This is a genomic window from Bacteroides sp. 11BF, assembly GCF_019633765.1.
In the GTDB taxonomy this organism is placed as follows: domain Bacteria; phylum Bacteroidota; class Bacteroidia; order Bacteroidales; family Bacteroidaceae; genus Bacteroides; species Bacteroides hominis.
In genome coordinates this window covers 38,075-60,043 of record NZ_JAFKPJ010000001.1, presented here as the reverse complement: position 1 = coordinate 60,043, position 21,969 = coordinate 38,075, and the positions used below count along the sequence as shown (strand labels likewise).

Below are 21,969 nucleotides of genomic sequence, written 5' to 3'. Positions count from 1 at the left end.
CACTTGGTGTCCGAAGACATACGTCAACCGTTGATCATCAACCATTCCTTTACTTTCTTGGCTAATACACTCTTTGCCCGAAAAAGTTGTGAAGCCGAAGATTTTTCATTAATCCCCAACATCTGTGCGATTTCCTTGTGCGACTTATCTTCAAAGGTGTATAAGTTGAATACGGTACGATATCCGGCGGGGAGTTCGCTAATAAATTGCATCAGCACTTTCTGAGGAATCGCTTCGACAGCCGAAGCATCGGGTTCGTCATAAGTTTCGGGAACTTCATCCAGTGCCATGGTTTGGTTCATCACATCGTTCTTTCTTAAGAACTGTAAAGCCGTATTCACCATTACACGCTCCATCCATGCTCTAAGAGAGCCTTCACCCCGCCAGGTAAACTTGTCGAAGGAGTCGAAAATTTTCAGGAAACCGTCGTGTACCAAGTCCTGTGCCATGTCTCTGTCTCCGGCATAACGAAGACAGACACCAAGCATGCGTCCTGCGTACTGCTCATAAAGTTCTTTGCGGGCACGATTATCTCCCTGCCTGCAACGTTCCGACAGCTCTAATTCATTCATTCTCCTAAACACGTGTTTACCTTATAAATGCAGCAAAGATAGAAATACTGCACTGAGAGAACAACTCTTTTATCACTTTTGTTTCTTTAACATTTTACGATGCAATATTTCACGGCTCCCCGCATTTCTTCAATACAGCGAAGAATAAATCTCAATGAATAAATAGGATACTAAAACCAACAGGAACTTATGAGAAGATTTAAATTAGTTACTTTTACCCTCATTCTGGCACTAATGCCCATCCTGCAGTCTTGTCTGGACAATGAAGACAATGATTATTGGGTCACTTGTCCTCCGGGTGGAATACTGGCCATCGGTACAATGAAAATTCCCAATGCGGACACCCCGAGGGATTTTTTTATTGCCCTGGACAATGGAAATAACGTATTCCCCGCAGATACGGCCGATATTCGCAACTGGAAATACACCGTCGCAGAAGGACAGAGGGTTTTTGTGGGTTACGTGAAGATGGAAGGAGAAGAAAAACCCGGATATGAAAACGGTAAGATATTCACGATAGAAGATATACTGACAAAGGATATCATCCCGCTGACGGAAGCAACGGCGGACAGCATTGGAGACGACCGCATCAACGTCACGGCGCATGCACTTACAAAGGATTATCTCACCATCGAATACCAGTATCTGGGCAGTATGGACGAGAATAAAAAGCACATGCTGAATCTGGTACAAAACGAAATTACAGGTCCTGTTGAAGACGACGGATATATCTGTCTGGAATTCAGGCATAACGCCTTTGACGACTCTCCCAGTAAACTGGGTTCAAGCCTCGTCTCCTTCAAACTGGCCAATATAGCCGATCTGTTGCCGACAGCAAAAGGAATAAAGCTCCGTGTAAACACGATTTATGACAACATACAGTATATCACAATAGATATCAATGAAGATAAGAACTTAAAAATAAAATCATTTCATTCTCAATAAAACAACAGAAGACACCTGCACAAATTTGACAAAACTAAGAATAATTCTGATATATAAAAGAAATAAAGCGGCGATGTTTGTGAAAATATCGCCGCTGTTTTTTTTATACCAGGCACTGAACAGCCTGTAAAGTAAGCATCTCTTTGGGGACTGCTGCCTGGATCTCTTCTTTCAATACTTGCAGCAGGCTGGTACGGATAAAGTCTTTTCGTGTAACCAGGACAATCTGGCGAGTGGGCCTTGGGATGGCAAACGGACGGACCAGTTCCTTCTGTTCTTCGCTCAGTTGCATCACTGCCAGCTCCGGAATAAATGTAATGCCCTTACCGCTCTCCACCATATGCATAAAAGTCTCCATACTGCCCAAGCGATAGGCCATTTGGCTGACCTTTACCGCTTCCATCTGGCAGAAACGGACCAACTGATCGCGAAAACAATGTCCTTCATCAAGAAGCCAAAGCCGCTCTCCGGTCACGTCGGACGTACGAATCACATCGTGTTTGAACAATGGTTCCTTTTTCGAAACGTAACCGAAGAACTGCTCATAAAACAAAGTCTCCTCTGTTAATGCAGCATCATCCAGCAGACTGGCAATGATAGCGGCATCTGCTTCACCGGTCAGCAAAGCCTTGCGGATATCCGGTGTTTTCATTTCCATAACCCGTATATCAAGATCGGAGTATTTCTCCATCAGTTGCGGAAAAAAACGGGGCAAAAGATAAGGTGCAATCGTAGGCAATACGGCCAGCCGGAACGTACCGGACAAAGAATGCTGTTCCTCATTGATAATCTCCTTGACGCAGGTAGTTTCCGAAAGGATTTTGCGTGCCTGTTCCAGCACCTTCTTACCGATGGAAGTGGGACAGACCGGAGTCATACTGCGGTCGAACAGCTTCACTCCCAATTCTTCCTCCAGTTTCTGGATCATCGCACTCAAAGTAGGTTGCGTTACCCGGCAATACTCGGCAGCTTTTGCAAAGTGCCGGAACTGATCGACGGCCAGAATATATTCCAATTGTTGTATAGTCATCGTTCTCTGATTTATTAAAGATATAGAATCTATCAATGCAAAGATAGAAATTTTCAGTTTGACACGAATCATTTTGTGCCGTATCTTTGTTCCAGATAAAAAGAAGATATATAGTATTAACTCAAAAAAACAATAGCATTATGAAAACTTTAAATTATACACATTTGGATGAAAAGGGAGCTAACAACATCGTAGTATCATTGCAGCAATTACTTGCCGATTTTCAAATTCACTATGCAAACTTAAGAGGATTTCATTGGAATATCAAAGGACACGGTTTCTTCGTACTGCACGGTAAATTCGAAGATCTCTATAACGGAGCTGCCGAAAAGGTGGACGAAATTGCCGAACGCATATTGATGCTGGGAGGAACTCCTGCCAATAAGTACAGTGACTACCTGAAGATGGCACAAATCAAGGAAGTGGACGGAGTGAGCAAAGCCGATGACGCGTTGAATCATATTCTTGAAACTTACGGGTATCTGATAGCAGAAGAGCGTAAAGTCCTGTCTCTCGCCTCTTCACACAACGATGAGGTAACAGTGGCTATGATGAGCGACTACCTGAAGGAACAGGAGAAAATGGTTTGGATGCTGACAGCATACAACGGATAACTCCAAACAGGGTTACGCCCTTTTATCTAAAGGGTGCAGCCATCCCGGCGGGATGGCTGCACCCTTTCTCTTTTATCCGATTCAGATGATACTTGTACGTTTTGTAAATTCTATAATTTCCGGAATATATCCGAATGCAAGTCCCGTCACCGTATCTGCACATCCGTAATAGATAGCAATTCGTCCGGTCTCCGAATCATGAAGCGCTGCGCACGGGAAGCAGACATTAGGCACATCGCCCATGCATTCGTACTCTTTCTGGGGTGAAATCAAGTAAGGCCCCGAACGGAATTTTACTTTCCAGGGTTCATCAAGGTCAAGCAATGCGGAACCGAAACTATACACAAAACCATTGCATGAAGCTAATACACCGTGATAGATCAGCAACCAGCCTTCTGATGTTTCAATCGGAATAGGTCCTGCACCGATCTTGGTGCACTGCCAGGCACTGTCTTCAAACGGAGCCGGAGACATTACATGACGATGGCGTCCCCAAAATTCCATATCGGGAGATTCACTATAAAAAATATCTCCGAAAGGAGTATGTCCATTGTCGCTCGGACGACTCAACATGGCAAAACGGCCGTTTATCTTACGAGGAAACAAAACTCCATTCCGGTTAAAAGGAATAAAGGCGTTTTCCAGCTGATGGAACGTTACAAAGTCATAGGTATAAGCAACACCAATAGTAGGACCATGATAACCGTTGCACCAAGTCACATAATAGCGGTCCTCAATGAAGCAAACCCTGGGATCATATCCATAAACCCAGTTCCCGATCTCCGCATCATCACATTGAAACTTCAACGGCTCTTCATTGATGTCCCAACGAACGGCATCTTTACTGAACCCCACATGCAGACGCATGCGACGGTTGGTATCATCACAACGAAACACTCCTGCATAGCCATCCTTAAACGGGACTACGGCACTGTTGAATATACTGTTTGAAGTAGGGAGCAAGTCGCGCGGAATAATCGGATTTGCCGAACAACGCCACACTACATCTTTACATCCTGCCGGACGTTCTTCCCAAGGCATGGCCGGCAAAGCAGCACCTGCAATTTTAAATTCTTCCATGATTCGATTAAATTAATATTATGTATATATCTCGTTTATATTGAAATTCTCTTTTATTTCTTCTTTCCGTCCGGATACGTAAAAGGTACTAACCAAGTGACGACAAAAGCCGGTATGGTAGCGATCAGCACCCAGACAAAGAAATCACGATAACCCAGCCAGTCGCTCAGATATCCGCTCATCATCCCCGGAAGCATTACTCCTAAATTCATGATACCGGTGGCAAAAGCATAATGTGCCATCTGGTGTTTGCCGGGGGCTACTTGCTGCATCATAAAGAGCATTAATCCGACGAAACCAAATCCGTACCCCAAATATTCAAATACAATGGTCGTACCGATAATCAACAGGTTAGAGGGTTGGTAAAGTGCCAACAGTAAGTATACCAAAAACGGAATATTAAAAGCGCAACACAAAGAAAACAAGGTCTTCCGAAGTCCGTAAGCCGAAATGTAATAACCCGCCAAGAGCGAACCGAGGATAAATGCTCCTGCTCCGAACGTACCGTATACCAATCCGATGTCCTGAGTACTAAGCCCCAATCCGCCATCTGCAACCGGTGCTTTCAGGAACAACGGTACAATCTTCAGGGCGTATCCTTCGGCAAATCGGTACAAAATGATAAAGACAATGTAGAAAGCAATATGTTTTTTTTGGAAAAAAGAACGAATGACTTCCCAAAGCACGTTCAATGCATCTCTCACCGTATTTACTTCACCGGAAGCACCTCCTCCCGAAGGCAGAATCCGAATGTGGTAAAGCCCGATCAAAATCATAATACCCGCACACATCAACATCACAATCATCCAGGCATGTACCACTCCAAATTCATCCTTCAGCATACCTGCCAGCCAAACCAAGCCTCCGTTGGCAAGTATCTTGGCCAGATTATAAAAAGCTCCCTGCCAACCGATATACTTGGCTTGCTGGGTAGCAGTCAGCTCCGTCAGGTATACTCCGTCACCCGCAATGTCATGAGTCGCACCACTGAGAGCAATGATCCCCATCAGAGCGATGGCATAACGAAAAAAATCGGGCAACGGCAGCGAAAGTGCCACCAACGCAAATGCCAGTCCGGTAATGATTTCTGTAGCGACAACAAAGTACTTCTTCGTCTTAAACATCTCCAGAAACGGACTCCATAAAGGCTTCAATGTCCAGGGAAGCATAATGAGAGAAGTCCAGAAAGCAATCTGTGCATTCGACACCTCCATATCGGAAAACATAAGGACAGAAACCATCGAAAGGGCCACAAACGGCAATCCCATCGCAAAGTAAACAGTAGGCACCCAACATACAGGGCTTATCGGCTTTTTATTCATCAGTTAGTTTTTTATAATAATTCCATCGGTTAACAATTCCAGTAAGCAAAGATAGGGGATATTAAAAACATAGCCCAAAATTACGACAAGAAGTTGCATTCACTATATAATAATACAACTGACTTCACAAAATCACTAATCCTTACCGGTTCTTTTTTTTGCTCTGTCGGGATGAAGTACACAAAAGAAGCACCGAAACCCCATGGCCCCGATGCTTCTCCCCCTTATCTACAATCTAAACACCTCTATTGCTTCACAAATAAATTTATTTCCGCAAATCCGGTATAGCTATCCGGGCTCAGACAATTAATCCTGAACTCTTTAACATCCCCGATAGGTGGTTCGATGACTGCATACTGCGGCTCGTTTCCTTTAAAGCTCCTGAAAGTCAAAGTCCTCTGATAAGTCACCCATTCTGTCGCTCCGTCTTTCCTGACTTTGATCTCCGCACTTTTCAGATTGTATGACGATCCGTAAGCACTCTGTTTAGTAACCGAGAATCCTGCCAAAGTAACAGGCCGGGGCAATACTGTATTCCACCAGCACTCTTCAGCATTGGCTACTCCCCACGAAAACCAAGATGTATTTGCTTCACCATCGATAGCCAGATGTGCACCATATCTGGCATCATCGTTTGCGTATGCATTACTGCAACTTACATCCCATGCACTGCGGTCCACTGCCGCCCAGTCTGCAGGCTTCGTATAGCCGGTATAGAGTATGCTGGCATAAATCCGGATATAGACCGTATTCATAGATGTACTTACAGCCTGTCCGTCCATACCGGTAACTTCTTTAAGCATCACCGGGAGTACGTATCCGTCAGGGTTACTCAATTTCTCTATGTTCTTCAAAACCACACGGAAAGAAGACTCGGCCACAGTCTGTCCGGTTTTCAGAGTGGACTCTTTTTTCTCAATGTCATAATTATCTCCGGGCAACAATTCACATTTCGTCTTCTTAGCCGAATTATAAGCATTTACTTTCAGGGTATCGATACCTAAAGTAGCGGTGACCTCCCGTGAAACGGGTTGTACGGCACACAGTTGTATTTCAAAATCAGAACGGTCAGCGGTAGATGAATTACTTACGCGATCTACCACTACTACAGCACTCATTTCAGCCCCCGGTGCTACTCCCGTTCTGATATATATTTTTTGATATTTGTTCATTTCATTATCATCGTTACTACACGAAGCCAATGATACAAACCCCGTTATCAAACAGATTAAGGTCACAAAATTCAAATGTCTATTCATATCTTATTCTTCTTTTACATAGTTATTGTTTATCAAAACGAACATGCTCTTTCCATACAAGAGTCCCTCCTGCCGTGAGGTCGTATCCGTGTCCGGTACAATCGGCAAAAGCATTTCCTTTGCCCTCGTCCATTTTCCAGTAGCCTATCAGATTCGGATCAGCGGGTTTCACGGCAAAATACATGTTAGACTGAATTTGTGTCTGGCTGATCGCTGTCTTCCAAAGACGTACCTGAGCCATCTGGCAATTGTTCCGGAAGTAGCTGCCGCTTGAAACCATGTTCATCGTGTCGAACCGTACCGGGCCTCCTTTCGTTTGTAAAGTCACATCAAGCACCCCGTTAATATAAATCGATAACAATCCGGAAGAATTATAGACGAACGCCAGATGATACCATTTGTCTTTCTCAAACAAAGTCACCGTATTAACCTGACTTCCCAGCGTTTTCACCTGCAATGAATTATAAGGAATCATAGCGTCACCAAAACGGATATATACCTCATGGTCTTTGCTACCCGAATTGAAGATAGCCTGATTATTAATGTCAAAGCCATCCATTTGTACCCAGGCTTCAAGCGACCATTCGTTGGTTGTCACTCCCCACAAACCTTCTTTGGACGGTTTTACAGCATTGGCCGTATTCATAAACGGTACGGACTGTATCAGCGGCTTGTCCAGTAAAATAATAAACTTCGACGAAAGCCCGATCGTAGACACCGGTCCTTGAATTTCGGTGAGGGATACCGGAATGGCATAGAGTTCTCCGTTTTCATTCGAATAAGGTTTCACCTTAAATTCTGATGGTACCGCACTTACATCACCCGCCTGAATCTTTATCTCTTTATCATAAGAAAAATATTGTTCAGGAAGAACCTCGTACGAAGTTTCATTGGCTTCATTGTACTCTTTAAGAATAGAGGGGTCAATCGTCAAAACAGCAGTTACATCTCCGGCAACAGGCTGCCCCATGCGTACGGTCAAAGTAGTTGTGGTAACATTTTCAGGATCAACCGTAACCTTTGCCGAACCATTCTCGGATGCTTCATTCAGATAAATAGCATTGTCAATCACACGGTAATCGGCATCTTCGCATCCAGCCAGAATCATCGGCAGAACAACACAAGCAAGCAAATAAGATTTTATTGTTATTCTTTTCATAATCAAATTCATTTAAGTCATTTTACAGCGGGATTCATAATTCTGATTGCCTCACGCAAATATTTGTATTCAACGTCGCCCGGATAATCATATTCCATATGGTACGTCCCTACTCCGCCCTTTCGAACTTGTTTACCATCAATGACCGGAGTCCAGCGTGCCATTCCGGCAAGTGCCCGCATTTTATTTCCGTAACGATCTACATAATCGCCTCCTCCTGTCGGAGCATAGGATTCGAAATTTTCTGTGACGATGTACATATTAGCCACTTTTTCGGGAGTGAGTACCTCTTTAAAATTGGCAATTGTACCGGCCAGCCGCCTGTCAAGATTAGTATCGGAGTTACCCGCAAGGTTGGAGTATGCCTGCACGATGAAGTAATCAAAATAAGGTCCGGTTTCCGGATGAATGCTTTGTGGCTCACCATCGATCACAAGCAGTCGCCCCGTGCCCGATTTGGGTCCGATTCTCTCTCCTAACGCCTTTACGAAAGTGAGCATATTTTCGGGATAGCTGGCCAAATTTCCGGGAGACCCATAATTAGGTTCATAATCGATATCGAAACCATCATATCCATACTTATCGATGGAGTCACAAATGGCATTTGCATATTTTCTGATCGCGCCGTCGATAGCTTCCTGATCGCCATCTTTCCACCCCCAATATTCTTTATAATTCTCTTTATACTCTTCGGGAGTCAACTGATCGCCTACATTAGCTACGATAAAGCACATCAATGCACGCGTACCTTTCAGTTCTTTCACTTTTTTCTTATCCAGCATCCGGGCTTCATCCAGATTCTTCCAGTTTCCCCAGATGGAAACGAAGTCCACACTATCGGGAAGTCCCATCAGACTCCCCACCATCGAAGCTCCCACACCTGTCCAGCCTCCAAACCAGCCAAACGCAACCGAATGCTCCGAACGTTTATAAGCTCTCAGATTCTCGTAGTAGTCATTTCCCGGCATTTCAAAAAAATCCTCTGCTTCGGGTTTGGTCCAGTCACTGCAACCCAGAAGCATACTGACGAACAACGCAAAAACCACTATATTTAAATATCTCTTTTTCATTTTCTTTTCTCTTTTTAGCTTAAACATCAATTCTTTTTAGCCCACCAAAGGTCGGTAGCCCCAGTATCCGGGCCACCCAACATTGAGACGGCTACCGAAACATTGGCAGCATTTCCCTGCTTCTCGGACAATGGGAAAGGCAAACGCCGCAATTGCCGGTTGGTGTCAATTACTCCGTTACTCAAATTGCTGACAGATGGAAACACTTCCGGATAACCTGTACGCCGATAATCGGCCCAACCTTCAAAGCCCAGAGGGAAATTGGCTATCCATTTCTGAGTAATGATACGCTCCAGTTTTTCTTCTGTAGGAGCACCTTCATTCCACGCAATCGTTATCTTGGTTTTCGGTGTATAATTGCATTTAACCGGGTTAGTCGGGTCGACAAAAGGTTCAGGCACTGCCACTGCATTTGCCAGATATTCTTCTGCTCCACCCACTTTCCGCTGGTCGAATGAAAGTTTAACGCCTTGTTCGTAGAAGTCACGGGCACTACCTCCCATATCCCAACCACGCAGAGCACCTTCAGCACGCAAAAAGGCTGTTTCAGCCGCACAGAACATCAACATATCGTCTTTCTGATCGTAATTGGGCATAGAGTATCCTGCATAAGTGGCCGGCTTCACTCCTTCCAATCCCGAACGCATACCCATATACGGGCTATTGCCTCCCAACTTGGATGTCGTGAAATAGACTGCGCTACGAGGATCGGAATACCCTTTCATATAACTGGCAATAGTGGCATTGATACGGATTTCGCCCCAACTGGAGGCTACCAGCCACAGCGGATTGGGTTCGGCACCTACACCGACATATGCATTATTATCATTCGTATCTATCAGTCCGCGGGCACTCTTTACCGCTTCCTCAGCTTTCGCACGGGCAAGTTCGGGCGCCACATTGCTGATACGGACAGCCAGACGCAATTTAAGCGAATTAGCAAAACGCATCCACTTATTATAATCTCCATTATAGACCGGATCATAGCCCTCCAACGGCTTCAATCCGCCGACCTCGTCTACAAATTCGCCCAATATCTGTACTGCATAATCCAAATCTTCAAACATGTGTTTATATACATCTTCCTGACTGTCGTATGCAACAGCCGTTTTGCCATTGGCCACTTGACTGTAGGGAATGGGGCCGTAACAATCGGTCACACGCAACATTGTATTTACGCGAAGCAGCTTCGCCATTGCCCAATAGTGACCTTTTCCGCCGGTTGCCGTTTCCAATTTAAAGTAGTTGGAATAGAATTTCTCAAAAGGCGTATTGAAAGGAATCTGATTCCAGGATTCCGTCTGGTTGAATGTATTGAAGTTAGAACCACCCCATGAGTTAGCCATTGTCAGATAGCCGCTAAAAGGTCCCGCTACCATCTGGTCAATCATCTGATTGTCATTCTGCTGTACATTGATTCCGGTAGTAATCATTGTTGCAAACAGCATGGGCGGATTAAGTGAATGGGGTTCGTACGGATTGGTGTTGTATTCCTCAAAATTACTGGTACAGCAACACAAGAGTGGCGTGATAGCTGCGGCCAAAGCCATATTTAATATTTTATTTTTCATAATAGACTTGTTTTAAAATTGAAACTTAACATTGAAGCCAATATTACGTGTGCTCGGCTGCATAAAGTAATCTACCCCCTGATAGAAATTGCTGGTAGTAGAAGGGGTCATTTCCGGATCGAACGGTGCTTTACAATAAATCATCCAAAGATTCTTTCCTACGATACCTGCCGTTATGCCCACTTTATTGTTAAACCACTTACGAGGTAATGTATAACTCAGGTTCAACTCGGAAAGGCGTACGTTCGTCGCACTATAAGTGTAGTATTGTCCCAATCCTCCGGTAGAGCCTCCGATGGTCTGAAAATAAGACTTGGCATCCACGAATCCGTTATTGATCCACACTCCACCGGCATCACGTGCATCGGCTGTAGCTTTGGACACACCGTAATAATCGAGTATACCCTGAGTGTTCGACACGCATAATCCACCGACACGCGCGGTCAGAACCACGCCCAGGCTGACGCCTTTATAAGAGAAGGTATTGCTGAATCCCATATTGAAATCAGGATTCATCGTACCTATTTTTTTAGGTTCGGCATAGTCCTGCACTCCGACTTTACCTGTCTGGGGATCTACCCAGATATTTCCGTTACCATCCGTACGAAGCCCCTTATCTACATACAGGTCCCCCATCGTTCCACCTTCTCTCAGGATGACTCTGGGACCATATCCGTCGGCTCCCAACACAGCCATACGCAACTCCGGCATATCGATGATTTCACCGGTTATCGGATTCGTCGCGCCACTGGCCAGACGTTTCACCTTATTACGATTCATGGTATAAGTCAGGCTGCTGTTCCAGCTGAAATCCCTCCATGTATTATTATATCCCAATGCCAGTTCCAAACCATAATTCTGGATATTACCTGTCTGTACAATAGCCGAAGAATAACCGCTCGACGACGCCAGGGTGATGTTAAAGGTTTGGTTATACGTATTCGAATGATAGTAAGTGGCATCTATACTGAAGTGGTTCCATAATCTGGCATTTAAACCCACCTCCCACGAACGTGTGTCTTCCGGCTTCAGATTAGTGGCAGGCAAAGTAGTTGAAGAGCCCCACTGATGGGATTGTTCATTGAACTCAAAGCCCGGATTCGATAAATAACGTTCGAAAGACGAAGCCACCGAACTGTATGAACCACGCAGTTTCGCATAAGAGATGAACTCGGGCAACCGGAACATCTCCGACAGAACGACAGATCCGCCGATGGAAGGATAGAAGAAAGAGGAGTGTTTAGTAAAGGCAAGCTGCGACTCCCAGTCGTTCCGTCCGGTCAAGGTCAGATATGCCATGCTGCGCCAACCTAATTCTATATTCGCAAATACTCCCTGGGACTGATCATGATATCCGAACTGTTTGGGCTTATAATTACTTTCATAATTAATATTTCTCACTGTAAAGAAATTGGGTATACCGGCCAGATCGCCTTCATTACCCATTTGTTCGTAAACCAAATCTTTAATAGATGCACCGATATTGGCATTCAGCGAGAAATCCCCTATCCTCTTATCGATATTTACCATAATATCAGCATATGTATTACGGTCTGTACGGTTCTGGTCCGAGTAGAAACCATTGGCTCCCGCAAAAGTAGTCAGGGTAGATGCATAACGCTCCTGAGTCAAACGAATATCCGAATTATCTACTTTAACACGGCCCGCAACGTTCAGCCAATCCGTAAGTTTATAAGTCAGGCTTGCATTGATCATGTAACGTTTCTTTTCTGTTTTACGGTTCATGCGTTTCATAATCCAGTACGGGTTTTGCAAACTCAGCCCCTGATGCCCATAAGGCCAGAACTGCGCATTCACCCCACGGCTCTCGCTATAACGTTCGAACATACGGATCTCCTCAAAATTATCATTACGAGGAAACAGATATAATGCCGGCAACGGATTGAAATATTGTCCCTGTGCCGTTATATTTTTATCATTCTGGATGATGTAACTGGCACCGATGTCCAGAGTCAGTTTATCTTTCAGGAAAGTAGCCGTATTCCGGATTGAGAAGTTGTAACGGCTATAACTGTTATTAGGCAGGATACCGGTTGCATTCGTTGTTGAAGCCGATGCATAAGTCTGGTTTTTCTTTGTTCCGGTCGAGAAAGAGATGGCATTAATTACATTCACTCCGGTATTAAAGAAACGGGCAGGATCATAACTCTGTCTGGTTTTATTGCCCCAGCTTGCAAATTCTCCCGGATTATTTCCATACCGGTTTTGCATCTCCGGCATAATATACGCATCAGAGAACATGGTATTATTGCTGACTGTCAGAGTTGTCTTCTCGGCAGATCCCTTTTTCGTGTTAATCAATACAACTCCATTGGCAGCCGCATTGCCGTATAAAGCAGCTGCGGAAGGACCGGTCAGCATATTAATACTTTCAATATCATCCGGATTAAGGTCGGCCACACCGTCCGAACCACTCTGAGTAGCAAAGGAACCTTCGCTCTTGCCAAAACTGACATTGAACATTGGAATACCGTCGATTACATAAAGGGCATTGTTATCCTTTGTTATAGACTTAGTACCTCGCATCACTACCCTGGAGGCCGAACCGACACCACCGGCGGAATTGTTAATCGTTACTCCGGCAACTTTGCCCTGCAAAGAGTTAATGAAATTAGCATCTTTCACTGTATTGATGGCATCGCCACCCACTTGTTGCACATTGTAGCTCAATGCCTTTTGTGCCCGCTTGATACCTAAAGCCGTTACAACAACCTCGTCAAGCACTTCCGTGTCTTCTTGCATCACAATTTTCAGTGGCTTAGAGTCTGTCACTGTAATGGCCTGCGAAGCATAGCCGATATAGGATATCTCGATGACATCTCCTTTGGCAGCCGGTATTGAAAAGTGTCCGCTCATATCGGTGATTGTCCCGTTGGATGTTCCTTTCACCAGTATACTTACTCCGATCAATGGTTCGCCTTTAGCGTCCGAGACATTTCCCGTAACCGTGATTTTCTCCTGCTGAATAGCTTTATCCTTATCATTAGCTGAAAGAATGAGGTGTTTGTTCATAATAGAATAGGAAATCCCCGTCCCCCGAAGCAAACGATTCATCACAGACGTAATATTTTCATTAGTAGCTTTAACGGAAACGGGTTGATTGGGGTTAACATCCCTGGTGTTATACACGATAGATAATGAGGTTTGATGTCCGATTTCATCCAGGACATTACCTAAAGGGGCTTTAGTGAAGTCGATATTTACCCGGATATCTTGCGCTGAAGCAAAAATAAAAGCAGGCATCGACAATAGAAAAAATAGCAAGTACTGAAACTTGTGTTTCACTGATTTCTTCATCTTGTTCTTTTTTAATTAGAAAATGTTTTAGGTAAAAATTGAAAGGTTTAGCAAAAGAAAACTGCTAATTCATATTAAGGTTGGTTTTTAATTAAGGGTCCTTGTTCATCGTTACAGATTTTAGGGTTAACTATATTCACTTTTCTACTAATAATACATTTCAACCTATAAGCATACTAAATCAAGAAGCGACTTTTTTCAAAAAAAGAATAAAAAAAGAATAAGAATACAGATTGAGAAATAAAAAAAAGGAACCATTCCACATTGGAAACAGTCCCTTTTACTGATTTAGGTTATAATAATAAATCGCTATCTACCCGCCTTGGGAGTCAATATTATGTTATTATCCTCACATTTATAATCAAAACGTTTGGTAAGAGCAAGTATAGAAAGAATTTGTCTGATATCATCATCCGTACTAAAAGTACAGGTGAAACGTTCTTTTTTCAGCTGTGCATCAGAAATAATGAAATGTACATCAAAATGCTTTTCCAGACATTGCACAATCTCCACGAGTGTAGCTTGTTCGAATTTCAGTTTTCCGTTAATCCAAAGCAACACATCACCCGGACGATCAGCTTCGGTAAGCATCAACTGCATCGTACGGGTATCCACACTCAACGTTTGTCCCGGTTTCAGTAAGATCCCTTCTTCTTTGGACTGTCCCGGCAGCTGCACTTGCACCAATCCTTTCAATAAAGTCGTCACAACCTTTGCTTCGGACGAGCGTGCCCGGACATTGAATTTTGTACCGAGCACACAAGTCCTGACATCTTTACTATTAACAACAAAGGGTTTGTGCTTATTATGAGAGACCTCAAAATAAGCCTCACCATTCAAATCAACCAATCTTTCCCGCTTCCAGAAAGAAGGTTTATAAACAAGCTGCGTTGAAGCATTCAACCACACCTTCGTGCCATCCGGCAAAACAGCACGTGCCCGTTGACCGGCTTCCGTAGCAAAAACATATCCGGCAGACTTACCGGAAGACATCCAATACAAAGCTCCGGTAGAAATCAGTAAACCGCACAAAAAGGCAGCCAAAGGTACTGCATAACGCTTCCATTTTGAAACACGCATTTTACCCACCGATTTTCTATCCGGCTCTTTCTGCTTCATCCGATCCTTCAAAGCGCTCAGTGAACTTTCGGTGTCCACCGCATCCATCACCGCTTTGCGCTCACCGACAAAAAGCATATAATATAGTTGTTCAAGTTGTTTTTTATGTTCCGCAGAGTCATGGTACCATGTCTCTACTTCCAGACACTCTTCAGCATCTGATTCTCCTTTCAAGTAGTTCAGTAGTTTTGTTTCATCCATTGTATTAACCAAATCTTTTATACCTATATCATACGTTGTTATGTATAATACATTTCAGAAAGCAAAGTTACTAAATAAAAACACAAACTTTTTTTCTTCGAAGAATCATTTTGTCAGTACCGAAAATTTAGCTACGTTTGTTCGCTAATAACAATGAAAAAAGAATGGCACAGACTCTGACTAACCTAAACATAAATGATAATAATGCCGTTATATCAGCCTTGAGAGAAGGGTGCGAAGAAGTATTTGACAATGTTTACCGTCATTACTTTCGCGGACTATGCGTCTTTTGTTCTCAGTACGTCACACTGAGTGAATCGGAAGAAATCGTGCAGGACACCATGATGTGGTTATGGGAAAACAGAAAAACCCTCATTCCGGAACTAACCTTAAAAACTCTTCTTTTTACTATTGTCAAGAACAAGGCACTTAATAAAATCTCCCATTTCGAAATAAAGCGTAAGGTACATCTGGAAATTGCCGAAAAATATGAAAGCGAATTTTCTTCACCTGACTTTTATCTGGAAAACGAACTTTTCAGGTTGTATGAAGAGGCTTTAAGAAAGCTACCGGCAGAATTTCGTCAGGCATATGAAATGAACCGAAATCAACAACTGACTCATAAAGAAATTGCGGAGAAACTAAACGTCTCTCCGCAAACTGTCAATTATCGCATAGGGCAAGCCCTGAAAATATTGCGTTCGGAATTGAAGGATTACCTCCCTCTTATCATGCTGTTTCTATTTCTGCAAGGGCATAAATGAGATGGCTTGCCCACCACCGGCGGCCATGCGGATATTTATTGTGTCTCTTGCCGTCACCTCCTGTTCCGTAATCTGATATTCGGTCGGATTGGTTTTCCAGTCAGCCTGCTCGCCATCAGCATAGACTATTGCTTTATAAGTCTTCCCCTTTTCCAGAAAATCAAGGCTGACCGGTAAAGTCCGTGGTTCCTCATTCGTAGAAGCTCCCAGGAAATAATTCTGTTTAGCCTTGCGCACTATCACTACAAATTCTCCCGGCTCACCGGCCAATGCTTTTGATTCATCACAGTCCGGATCGAAATCACGAAAGAACTGGAAAGCAGGATGTCCTTCATAATGCTCGATCATATCAGAAGCCATCTGTAACGGGGAATATAAGATAACCCAATTTGCCAACTGTTTGGCCAGTGTCGTATTGACACGGCTATTGCCTTTATCCTGGTCATTCCACTTCTGACGTTTAGGAGAATCTTTCGTCTGTGTAAACAATATGTCGAAAGTACCCGGAGTATAATCCATCGGACCACCCAGTAAACGGGTAAACGGTAGCATCTCGTGATGGGAAGGAGGATTTCCCTCACTCCAGGCATTCCACTCCATCCCACGGGCACCTTCACGAGTCATCATATTGGGCCAGGTACGGCGTATTCCCGTATCTTTGATAGGCTCGTGCGCATCCAAAGTCATATGGTAACGAGCAGCCGTTTCAACTACCTTTTGGTAATGGTTGACTCCGTATTGTCCGTGATGCGAATGTCCGTCGGGAAAAGCACCCGCATAACCGGTTTTCAGTATATGAATACCTTTTTCGGTATACCACTTGATCGCTTTTTCCATCTGGCGTTCGTAGTTGGGAATATTTCCTCCGGTTTCATGATGTCCGATGATCTGAACATTTTTCTCACGTGCATAACGGGCTATTTCATCAATATCAAAATCAGCGTACGGTTTGGTAAAATCAAAATTCTGCATACCACCCCAGCTCTCCCAGCCTTCGTTCCACCCCTCGAATAATACCCCTTCGATATTATTGTCATGAGCAAAATCGATATACTTTTTCGCATTAGCGGTTGTGGCTCCGTGACGGTCATCCATCTTCCAGGTTTCTACCCCCAGATGCATTCCCCACCAAACGCCAACATATTTAATCGGTTTAATCCAGTCGGTAGTTTCCAGTTTACAAGGTTCATTCAAATTCAGAATCAAGGATGAATTAATCAGGCCGACAGCTGCCGGAGCAATCTGAATGGTACGCCATGATGTCATGAAATTATTCCCTTTACGGGCCTTGATACCATCGGGCCAGGAAGCAAGTTCCGACTTTAGAGCATGGCCTCCATCCTGCTTTAGTGTCATCTCCGGAAAATCATAAAGAGCAGCTTCATGAATGCTGCCATATATCCCACCGGGAGTTTTGAAAGTGAAAGGAGTATTGGCATTCTTCACTTCACTGATCTTCTGTTCCGAATACAACAATTCATAGGTTTCGAAGCTGACCGGAATTGACCAAGAAATTCCATCTTCGTGAAAGCAGAAAGCAGTCAATTCGTCGGTGACGAGCAAAGAGTCAACGCCGGGCACCTCATATTCATAACGAAAAGCTATACCGTCATCAAATGCACGAAAACGAAGAGTTAACTCTATATTGGCATCGTTCTTCAAGAAAACCGCCATTTCATTATAATGATTCCTGTTCGTTTTATTCTCTCCCCACGGTTGGGTCCAGGTTTCATCTTTATCTGTAAACGTAGTTTTCACGACACGAAATCCTTGATTAAGGTCAATCCCGTCTTTCGCCTCGAAACCAAGCGATGAGTTGTCCAACAAAAGAGTATCATTGACCGCCACCCGATAAACCATCTTTCCGTCAGGTTCTGTTGCAAAAGCCACCTTGATGTGTCCGTCCGGAGAGGATAACTCAGTCTTCGGAGTACAACTATAAAAACTCATCAGTATAAAAGCGACAAATAACAAATGCAAGTTTTGTTTCATGGTCATGTAATCTGTTTATGTGGTTTAGAATTCCAGGTCGGCCAAATGCGCGTTGTGATCAGACAAATAGGTAGAGTCTGTAATCGCGGAAGAAATAATTTCCGCATCCGCCACCTTTATTTGCGGAGTTACGAAAATAAAATCGATCTTCTCCCGCTCAGCCACCGGTACCCTTCCAAAATCATGGAAAGTATAGCTTTCTCCTGTCTGTTTCGCAGCTATCTTCCACGCATCTTTCAATATGAACTCATTGGATGTAATTGTTTTATAAGCTTCCCATTCCTCAGAAACATTAAAGTCTCCGGTCATCATAGAGGGGTGTGTACCGGCTATCTCTTTTATCTTATCAATAATAAGCAATGCACTGTTCCTCCGGGCTTCTGTCCCTACGTGATCAAAATGAGTATTTACCATCAGGAATTCTTTTCCGGTGGATTTCTCCTTCAGTTTAGCCCAGGTGGCAACACGGGTACAGGCAGCATCCCAACCAAGTTTACCGACACTATCCGGATGTTCGGACAACCAGAATGTATTGCTGTCCAGTAAATCATATTTATCTTTCCGATAGAAAACCGGAGCATATTCACCTTGAGTTTTTCCATCCTCACGTCCCACGCCTACATAGGCATAATCGGGCAGTCCGGCCAACAAGTCTTCTAACTGATGATGTAACACCTCCTGCATGCCCAGTACATCCGGTTGTTTTTCACGGATAAACTCACAAACCCGGTCTTTACGGAATTTCCAAGAATTCAGGCTATCGCCCGGATTATCGTAACGGATGTTGAAGGTAGCCAAACGGACATGTGAAATCGGACTGGAACTGCAACCCGCCAGAAGCAGGGTAATAAAAGTTCCGATAAAAAAGCAAATCTTATTCATTAGTTTATATGTGTTGGTTATTAAATTTAAAGCCATTCCGTATATGATACAACTGAAAAAGAAAAAACACTTAACGCCCCACCTGATAAGTAGCAGCTAATTGCCGGCAACCGGCACGATTTATTTTCCCTGTTTCCGTCAAGGGTATAGTGCCCACTGAAAAAACCATTTTAGGCAACTGGTACTTGGTAAGAAGCTCTTTCATCTTCTCCTCCAACCGTTCCGTATACCCTCCATTTTCTATCAAAAGAACAACTGCCTCCCCTAATGCGGCATCGGAAACGGAAGTGATGGCAAAGGGAACATGTATCCAGGGACGCAGTATATCTTCCACCTGCTCCGCCTGCACTTTGATACCTCCGGTGTTGATGGTATTGTCTTTTCTGCCCAGGATAGAAAAGCTACCGTCCGAATTTATTTCCGCCACATCATTTGTCACCAAAATCGTATCGCAAACCAGCGGAGCATCAATAATCAATGTATGCTCGGGTGACAAAGAAAGTCGTACCGAAGGAAAAGGATAATAAAGAGTACTCGCATCCGGTCCGTTCAGCCGTCTTAAAGCAATATGCGACAGGGTTTCCGTCATGCCGTACGTAGAATACACCTTACCCGGTAATTGACGTATCTCAGCTTCCAGACCGGCATCTATCGCACCACCGCCAATTATAAGAATATCAGTCCGGCAGAGCCTTTCTCTTTCCGCGGCTATCTGCAAAGTATTGTAAACCTGCAGCGGAACCATTGCCGAGAAACGTAACGGCTGATCCAAATCCGCCATCGGATGACCGGAAGGAGTGCGGACAACCAGATTCAGCCCGGCAACCAAAGCCCGCACCACAACCATCTTTCCGGCAATGTATTGCAAAGGCATACACAATAGCGCACTATCCCCCCGCCGAAGCCCCAGATACTCACAAGTCAACCGGGCACTCTGCATCATCCGGTCTTTAAGGACCTTCATTTGTTTCGGTGTTCCGGTAGAACCGGACGTCTTTACAGTAAGATAAGGAGAATCGTTGAACCAATCGTCCAGAAAACGGTAGAGTTCACACAGAAATACCGGCGTTGCGTCTGTACAACTGGCAACAAGTCTTTTTACATCTTCCCGGGAAAGCAAATTGCCTTCCAGCATCAGCTGTTGTTCTTCCCGATTAAATATCATAAGTATTTCTTTTATTTACAAAACCATAAACAATCTTTTCGAATCTCAAGGGGCATTTCGATATTGTCTGTAAACAACAGTCCGGTTCCCAATCCCTGAGGCAGCGGATTACGGAAAGTAGCACACCATTGTGCAATAGCATTCAGTCCGATGTTCGATTCCAGTGCAGAGGTAATCCACCAACCGATATGCTGCTTTTCCGCTTCTGCAATCCATTCATTACCACCACTGATTCCACCATGTAAAGATGGTTTCAATATAATGTATTGAGGACGGACAGACGTCAACAAATCTTGTTTTCCTTCGGGAGTATTACAGCCAATCAGTTCTTCGTCCAATGCAATGGGAAGCGGAGTGTCTGCCGTCAGGCGGGCCATTTCCTCCCACTGCCCGGCACGGATGGGCTGTTCGATGGAGTGTAGTTCCAATTCAGCCAACCTATTCAGTTTTTCCATAGCGTCAATGGGTGAAAAAGCACCATTGGCATCCACTCTCAACTCTATTTCCCTCGCCGAATAATGAGCACGGATATGCTTCAGCAGTGCCAATTCTTCTTCGAAGTTTATCGCACCTATTTTCAGTTTGATACAACGGTATCCTGACTGCATCTTTACTTCGATCTGTTGCAACATCCTATCAAAATCGCCCATCCAGATAAGTCCGTTGATGGGTATACCGGTTTCTCCCCGGGAAAAAGGAGTATCCCATAATGCCCAACTCTGAGTTTCATAATGACGAAGAGCTGTTTCAAGTCCAAACAGAATCGAAGGATAATCACGCAAAGCTTCCGTATCCAGTTCGCCTGTCTGCTCCAAACACCGGCAAGCATTGCAGAGTATTTGTTCATAATCCGGCAGGTCGTCACAACTCAGTTTAGGCAACGGAGCACACTCTCCCACTCCGACACGTTCCGGATACTCTGTCGTAGAAAGATAGATATACCAAACCTTCCGGGTAGTATAGGTACCGCGGGAAGTTCCTGCCGGCTGCTTGAAATGGAGGATACGGGGAATAATATTTATTGTATACATAGGAATACTATAAAGCAAAGGCCTCCCATCAAGAAGGCCTTTTTTACTTATGGGAACTTAGGATATTGCTTAAAATCTGGTTTGCGCTTTTCAAGGAATGCATTCTTGCCCTCCTGTGCTTCATCGGTAAGATAATAAAGCAGAGTCGCGTCACCGGCTAACTCTTGAATACCTGCCTGCCCGTCAAGTTCGGCATTCAAGCCGGCTTTAATCATGCGGAGCGCCAATGGACTGAGCTGCATCATCTCTTCGGCCCATTGGACATACTCGTCTTCCAGTTTTTCCAAAGGCACCACCTTGTTGACAAGTCCCATATCCAAAGCTTCCTGAGCATTATACTTGCGGCAAAGGAACCAAATTTCACGAGCTTTTTTTTGTCCCACCACACGGGCAAGATAAGAAGAGCCGAATCCTGCATCGAAGCTACCTACACGCGGTCCGGTCTGGCCGAAGATTGCATTCTCGGAGGCAATGGAAAGATCACATACTACGTGCAGTACATGTCCGCCACCGATAGCAAATCCGTTGACAGCGGCAATAACCGGTTTAGGTATCGAACGGATTTGTTTCTGTACGTCCAACACACTCAGACGGGGCACCCCGTCTTTACCGATGTATCCGCCTCGTCCTTTTACATTCTGGTCACCTCCCGAGCAGAAAGCTTTGTCACCGGCACCGGTCAGTACCACGACATTAATGTCAGGCTCTTCACGACAAATACGCAAAGCATCACTCATCTCACCGGTTGTGGTCGGTGTGAAAGCGTTGCGATAACGCTCGCGGTTAATTGTAATACGAGCAATGCCATTATAGTAATCAAATAGAATATCTTCATATTCTTTAATAGGAGTCCACTCTCTTTTCGTTTCCATCTT

18 protein-coding genes are annotated in these 21,969 nt (G+C 44.3%); 3 read left to right on the top strand and 15 right to left on the bottom strand.

Annotated features, from left to right (window positions below; translation table 11 throughout):
• Positions 1–23: 23 nt before the first annotated feature.
• Positions 24–572, bottom strand: coding sequence for an RNA polymerase sigma factor (locus JZY04_RS00220; RefSeq protein ID WP_122143026.1), 549 nt, complete (start codon positions 570–572; stop codon positions 24–26).
• Positions 573–761: 189 nt separating this feature from the next.
• Between JZY04_RS00220 and JZY04_RS00215 the strand changes: the two genes are divergently transcribed.
• A complete protein-coding gene (locus JZY04_RS00215) occupies positions 762–1,517 on the top strand; it encodes a NigD-like protein (protein ID WP_122143025.1) in 756 nt (251 codons plus the stop codon).
• A gap of 103 nt (positions 1,518–1,620) precedes the next feature.
• On the opposite strand, the gene JZY04_RS00210 is transcribed toward JZY04_RS00215, so the two are convergent.
• On the bottom strand, positions 1,621–2,547 hold the full coding sequence (locus tag JZY04_RS00210) for a hydrogen peroxide-inducible genes activator (protein ID WP_122143069.1): 927 nt from the start codon (positions 2,545–2,547) through the stop codon (positions 1,621–1,623).
• 140 nt (positions 2,548–2,687) lie between these two features.
• Here JZY04_RS00210 and JZY04_RS00205 point away from each other — a divergent pair, with 140 nt between their 5' ends.
• Positions 2,688–3,161, top strand: a complete 474-nt coding sequence (locus tag JZY04_RS00205) for a Dps family protein (RefSeq protein ID WP_032540676.1) — start codon at positions 2,688–2,690, stop codon at positions 3,159–3,161.
• Between the two features lie 81 nt (positions 3,162–3,242).
• Here JZY04_RS00205 and JZY04_RS00200 read toward each other — a convergent pair whose 3' ends face one another.
• The 8 genes from JZY04_RS00200 to JZY04_RS00165 form a co-directional block, all read right to left on the bottom strand.
• A complete protein-coding gene (locus JZY04_RS00200; protein ID WP_005776041.1) occupies positions 3,243–4,241 on the bottom strand; it encodes a glycoside hydrolase family 130 protein in 999 nt (332 codons plus the stop codon).
• A 53-nt stretch (positions 4,242–4,294) separates the two neighbouring features.
• Positions 4,295–5,563, bottom strand: coding sequence for an MFS transporter (locus JZY04_RS00195; protein WP_122143024.1), 1,269 nt, complete (start codon positions 5,561–5,563; stop codon positions 4,295–4,297).
• Positions 5,564–5,808: 245 nt separating this feature from the next.
• A complete protein-coding gene (locus tag JZY04_RS00190; RefSeq protein WP_122143023.1) occupies positions 5,809–6,822 on the bottom strand; it encodes a BT_3987 domain-containing protein in 1,014 nt (337 codons plus the stop codon).
• Between the two features lie 22 nt (positions 6,823–6,844).
• Entirely contained in the window at positions 6,845–7,981 is a 1,137-nt protein-coding gene (locus JZY04_RS00185; RefSeq protein WP_032540729.1) for a DUF1735 and LamG domain-containing protein, read from the bottom strand.
• 17 nt (positions 7,982–7,998) lie between these two features.
• Complete coding sequence (locus tag JZY04_RS00180; RefSeq protein ID WP_005818929.1) at positions 7,999–9,051, bottom strand: glycoside hydrolase family 18; 1,053 nt, start codon at positions 9,049–9,051, stop codon at positions 7,999–8,001.
• A 26-nt stretch (positions 9,052–9,077) separates the two neighbouring features.
• On the bottom strand, positions 9,078–10,622 hold the full coding sequence (locus tag JZY04_RS00175; protein WP_005809684.1) for a SusD/RagB family nutrient-binding outer membrane lipoprotein: 1,545 nt from the start codon (positions 10,620–10,622) through the stop codon (positions 9,078–9,080).
• 12 nt (positions 10,623–10,634) lie between these two features.
• Positions 10,635–13,940, bottom strand: coding sequence for a SusC/RagA family TonB-linked outer membrane protein (locus tag JZY04_RS00170; RefSeq protein WP_122143022.1), 3,306 nt, complete (start codon positions 13,938–13,940; stop codon positions 10,635–10,637).
• Between the two features lie 309 nt (positions 13,941–14,249).
• The gene (locus JZY04_RS00165; protein WP_122143021.1) at positions 14,250–15,260 is read right to left on the bottom strand and encodes a FecR family protein; all 1,011 of its coding nucleotides are present in this window, start codon (positions 15,258–15,260) and stop codon (positions 14,250–14,252) included.
• A 164-nt stretch (positions 15,261–15,424) separates the two neighbouring features.
• Between JZY04_RS00165 and JZY04_RS00160 the strand changes: the two genes are divergently transcribed.
• A complete protein-coding gene (locus JZY04_RS00160; RefSeq protein ID WP_005776032.1) occupies positions 15,425–16,024 on the top strand; it encodes an RNA polymerase sigma-70 factor in 600 nt (199 codons plus the stop codon).
• On the opposite strand, the gene JZY04_RS00155 is transcribed toward JZY04_RS00160, so the two are convergent.
• From JZY04_RS00155 to menB, 5 genes are all read right to left on the bottom strand, one after another.
• Positions 16,001–18,016 (bottom strand): glycoside hydrolase family 97 protein, encoded by a 2,016-nt coding sequence (locus JZY04_RS00155; protein ID WP_122143068.1) that lies wholly within the window; start codon positions 18,014–18,016, stop codon positions 16,001–16,003. The genes JZY04_RS00160 and JZY04_RS00155 overlap by 24 nt on opposite strands.
• 24 nt (positions 18,017–18,040) lie before the next feature.
• Positions 18,041–18,898, bottom strand: coding sequence for an endonuclease/exonuclease/phosphatase family protein (locus JZY04_RS00150; protein WP_122143020.1), 858 nt, complete (start codon positions 18,896–18,898; stop codon positions 18,041–18,043).
• A 70-nt stretch (positions 18,899–18,968) separates the two neighbouring features.
• A complete protein-coding gene (locus JZY04_RS00145) occupies positions 18,969–20,063 on the bottom strand; it encodes an AMP-binding protein (RefSeq protein WP_122143019.1) in 1,095 nt (364 codons plus the stop codon).
• A gap of 11 nt (positions 20,064–20,074) precedes the next feature.
• The gene (locus JZY04_RS00140) at positions 20,075–21,094 is read right to left on the bottom strand and encodes an o-succinylbenzoate synthase (RefSeq protein ID WP_122143067.1); all 1,020 of its coding nucleotides are present in this window, start codon (positions 21,092–21,094) and stop codon (positions 20,075–20,077) included.
• Between the two features lie 47 nt (positions 21,095–21,141).
• Positions 21,142–21,966 (bottom strand): 1,4-dihydroxy-2-naphthoyl-CoA synthase, encoded by an 825-nt coding sequence (gene menB / locus JZY04_RS00135; protein WP_005776026.1) that lies wholly within the window; start codon positions 21,964–21,966, stop codon positions 21,142–21,144.
• Positions 21,967–21,969 lie beyond the last annotated feature (3 nt).

What these genes read in the sequence shown, in the direction of transcription:
- JZY04_RS00165 (WP_122143021.1), bottom strand. Translation starts at nt 15,260, where the DNA reads ATGGATGAAACAAAACTACTGAACTACTTGAAAGGAGAATCAGATGCT.
- JZY04_RS00170 (WP_122143022.1), bottom strand. Translation starts at nt 13,940, where the DNA reads ATGAAGAAATCAGTGAAACACAAGTTTCAGTACTTGCTATTTTTTCTA.
- JZY04_RS00220 (WP_122143026.1), bottom strand. Translation starts at nt 572, where the DNA reads ATGAATGAATTAGAGCTGTCGGAACGTTGCAGGCAGGGAGATAATCGT.
- JZY04_RS00180 (WP_005818929.1), bottom strand. Translation starts at nt 9,051, where the DNA reads ATGAAAAAGAGATATTTAAATATAGTGGTTTTTGCGTTGTTCGTCAGT.
- JZY04_RS00205 (WP_032540676.1), top strand. Translation starts at nt 2,688, where the DNA reads ATGAAAACTTTAAATTATACACATTTGGATGAAAAGGGAGCTAACAAC.
- JZY04_RS00150 (WP_122143020.1), bottom strand. Translation starts at nt 18,898, where the DNA reads ATGAATAAGATTTGCTTTTTTATCGGAACTTTTATTACCCTGCTTCTG.
- JZY04_RS00210 (WP_122143069.1), bottom strand. Translation starts at nt 2,547, where the DNA reads ATGACTATACAACAATTGGAATATATTCTGGCCGTCGATCAGTTCCGG.
- JZY04_RS00175 (WP_005809684.1), bottom strand. Translation starts at nt 10,622, where the DNA reads ATGAAAAATAAAATATTAAATATGGCTTTGGCCGCAGCTATCACGCCA.
- JZY04_RS00185 (WP_032540729.1), bottom strand. Translation starts at nt 7,981, where the DNA reads ATGAAAAGAATAACAATAAAATCTTATTTGCTTGCTTGTGTTGTTCTG.
- JZY04_RS00195 (WP_122143024.1), bottom strand. Translation starts at nt 5,563, where the DNA reads ATGAATAAAAAGCCGATAAGCCCTGTATGTTGGGTGCCTACTGTTTAC.
- JZY04_RS00155 (WP_122143068.1), bottom strand. Translation starts at nt 18,016, where the DNA reads ATGAAACAAAACTTGCATTTGTTATTTGTCGCTTTTATACTGATGAGT.
- menB (WP_005776026.1), bottom strand. Translation starts at nt 21,966, where the DNA reads ATGGAAACGAAAAGAGAGTGGACTCCTATTAAAGAATATGAAGATATT.
- JZY04_RS00215 (WP_122143025.1), top strand. Translation starts at nt 762, where the DNA reads ATGAGAAGATTTAAATTAGTTACTTTTACCCTCATTCTGGCACTAATG.
- JZY04_RS00145 (WP_122143019.1), bottom strand. Translation starts at nt 20,063, where the DNA reads ATGATATTTAATCGGGAAGAACAACAGCTGATGCTGGAAGGCAATTTG.
- JZY04_RS00190 (WP_122143023.1), bottom strand. Translation starts at nt 6,822, where the DNA reads ATGAATAGACATTTGAATTTTGTGACCTTAATCTGTTTGATAACGGGG.
- JZY04_RS00200 (WP_005776041.1), bottom strand. Translation starts at nt 4,241, where the DNA reads ATGGAAGAATTTAAAATTGCAGGTGCTGCTTTGCCGGCCATGCCTTGG.
- JZY04_RS00160 (WP_005776032.1), top strand. Translation starts at nt 15,425, where the DNA reads ATGGCACAGACTCTGACTAACCTAAACATAAATGATAATAATGCCGTT.
- JZY04_RS00140 (WP_122143067.1), bottom strand. Translation starts at nt 21,094, where the DNA reads ATGTATACAATAAATATTATTCCCCGTATCCTCCATTTCAAGCAGCCG.